At 48.5% G+C, this 2,351-nt stretch carries 1 protein-coding gene; it reads right to left on the bottom strand.

Annotated elements, in window-relative coordinates:
* Window positions 1–119 precede the first annotated feature (119 nt).
* Window positions 120–2,285: a peptidase domain-containing ABC transporter gene (locus AAA943_RS21730; RefSeq protein ID WP_338226523.1), complete on the bottom strand. Its 2,166-nt coding sequence runs from the start codon at window positions 2,283–2,285 to the stop codon at window positions 120–122.
* Between the last annotated feature and the right edge of the window lie 66 nt (window positions 2,286–2,351).

Below are 2,351 nucleotides of genomic sequence, written 5' to 3'. Positions count from 1 at the left end.
AGACTTGCACAGATTATTGAAAGGACTACAAGCTTCAACTTGAACACTGAACCCTGCTCCCGATAGTTAGCAGGACTGCAAACTGCCTACTGCCTACCGAAAAGCCCGTTCCTGCTGACTCAGCCCCTCACTAAATCCCTCAAACTTTCCGAAAGTAGGTTTTCTCCCTGAGCCAATAGGTCGGGCGTACCCACCTCCACCGGTTTACCCTGATCCAAAATCATCACTTCGTCAGCAAGCAGGGCAGGTCGGATACGGTGTGTCACTACCAAAACAGGAATCTCTTTCTTCACCTTCAGGATCAAGTCCAGCATTTTCTGCTCAGTCATCCGATCCATGGCTCCGGTGAATTCATCCAGAAAAAGTGCCTTAGGACGTTTGATCAAAGCCCTGGCAATGCCTACCAGCTGCTTTTGGCCTCCCGATAGATTCACTCCTTCTTCTCCCACTTGGGTAAAATAGCCCTGAGGCATCCGCTCGAAAAATTCATGCAATCCCAACTCCTGACATCGTCGAACCACCTGTTCAAAACAAGCCGGATTGGGATCCAAGATGAGGTTATACCCCAGACTCCCGTTGAAAATCTTAATCTCCTGAGGCACATACCCTACCTGTTCACGCCAGCTTTTTTTCGAAATATCTTTCATGGACCTATCCTCATTGATCAGGATAGATCCCGATTCTGGGGCATAAAAACCCATCAAAACTTGTAAGAGTGTACTTTTACCACCCCCGGATTCACCCAATAGCACGCTCAATTTTCCTTGCTTCAGTTCAAAAGCCAGCCCGTCGAAGAGTAGTTTTCTGCCGGGAAAGCGGAAACTCAAGTTCTCCACCTGAATCCGGGTTACTGTCTCAGGAATCTCTACTCCCTCTTCCAACTGCTCCTGTTTAAGCTGTACAAATTCATAGAGTCTATCTCCTGCGATCTGTGCCTCCTGAATTTGAAGATTGGCAAGAGCCAGCTTGTTCATTGCCGGAACCAGCATGCCGAGCATTCCGCTGATTGCCACCAAGACTCCCAACTCTAGTTGATTTTGTGCCACCAGATAGCAGCAAGTTCCCAAAACAGAAACCAAAAACACCACACCCGCCAGTTGGGATACCAAGCCCAAGCGATTGCTGACTTGTCCTAAGGCAAAAGCATCATCCTGAAATCGTTGGTAGGCACTTTGATTAGCTTTCAAAAACAGCCCCTCTTTGGATTCTCCCTTGACGGCTCCTATGCCAGTGAGCGTATCGATGAATCCAGATTCCGAACCCGAATAGCTCATCATCACTGCTTTCTGACCCTTTTGTACAGGTCTGTGGTATCGGTAAACCAGAAGAAAATAAACTGGGAGAAAAACAGCAACCCAACATCCAATCTCCCAAGAGTACAGGAAAATCGAAACCGTGCACACGATGACCACAAAGGAGTCCACCATCAGTTCGGTAGTCAAGACCGATACCGCCCGCTGAATGCGGCGGGAATCATTCATCCGGGAGGTGATGTCCCCGACCTTTCTGGAATCAAAAAACACCTTGGGCAATCCCAGCAATTGCTCAAAAAATCCGCTGATCAGTCGGAGATTCAATTCTTTGCTTTGACGCACCAAAATGGAAGAACGCAGATAGCTGAGCACCGATCTTCCTATCAATAGGACCAAAAGCAATACCAGACCCAAACCCAGCTTTTGCCAGGCCTGATTGGGCAGAAACTCATCAATGAGCTTTTGGGAAAATACCGCTACCGCCAGCCCCAGGATCGTGGTGACCAAACCCAGAAAACCCGAAATCAACAAAATGGGCAAATCCGGACGGACCAGATCCAGAATCCATTTTCTCTTTTTCTGAAGGCTATTTTCTGAGGTCTCAAACTCGGAACCGGGGCGGATCAAAACCAGTGTCCTGCTTTGCCAGATCTCCAATAGCCCCACTTCAGAAACCCACTTCTTGCCAATGGCCGGATCCATCAGTAAGTACTGATTTTCCTTCTTTCCATAGCACACCACGAAGTGGCTTAACCTCTGATCGATGACCACATGAAGTACGACTGGAAACTCCAACTCATCCAAGTGATGAAGATCCTTCACCCGGAAAGCATCACCTTCCATTCCAATCTGACGGGCAGCCTCTACTAAACCCAAAACCGTGGTACCCTGAATGGCCGTACCACTGAGATGGCGTAGGTACTCCATGGACCGCTCGCCTCCAAAATACCGAATCACCGAAGCCAAACAGGCCACTCCACAGTCAGAACTCGCCTGCTGCTTGACTACAGGTATCTTAGCGGGAGCGATCATGGGCTTTTTGAATAGACAACTTCAAATCCGAAATAGATACCGCACCCAAGGTATAGTCCACCAGAT

It is taken from the genome of Algoriphagus confluentis (assembly GCF_036245625.1).
GTDB classification, from domain to species: domain Bacteria; phylum Bacteroidota; class Bacteroidia; order Cytophagales; family Cyclobacteriaceae; genus Algoriphagus; species Algoriphagus confluentis.
Note: the sequence above shows the minus strand (reverse complement) of the source record. Positions and strands in the feature narration are given on the sequence as shown.

Excerpts from the sequence above, each read along its gene's own strand:
- AAA943_RS21730 (WP_338226523.1), bottom strand. The coding sequence starts at position 2,285 with ATGATCGCTCCCGCTAAGATACCTGTAGTCAAGCAGCAGGCGAGTTCT.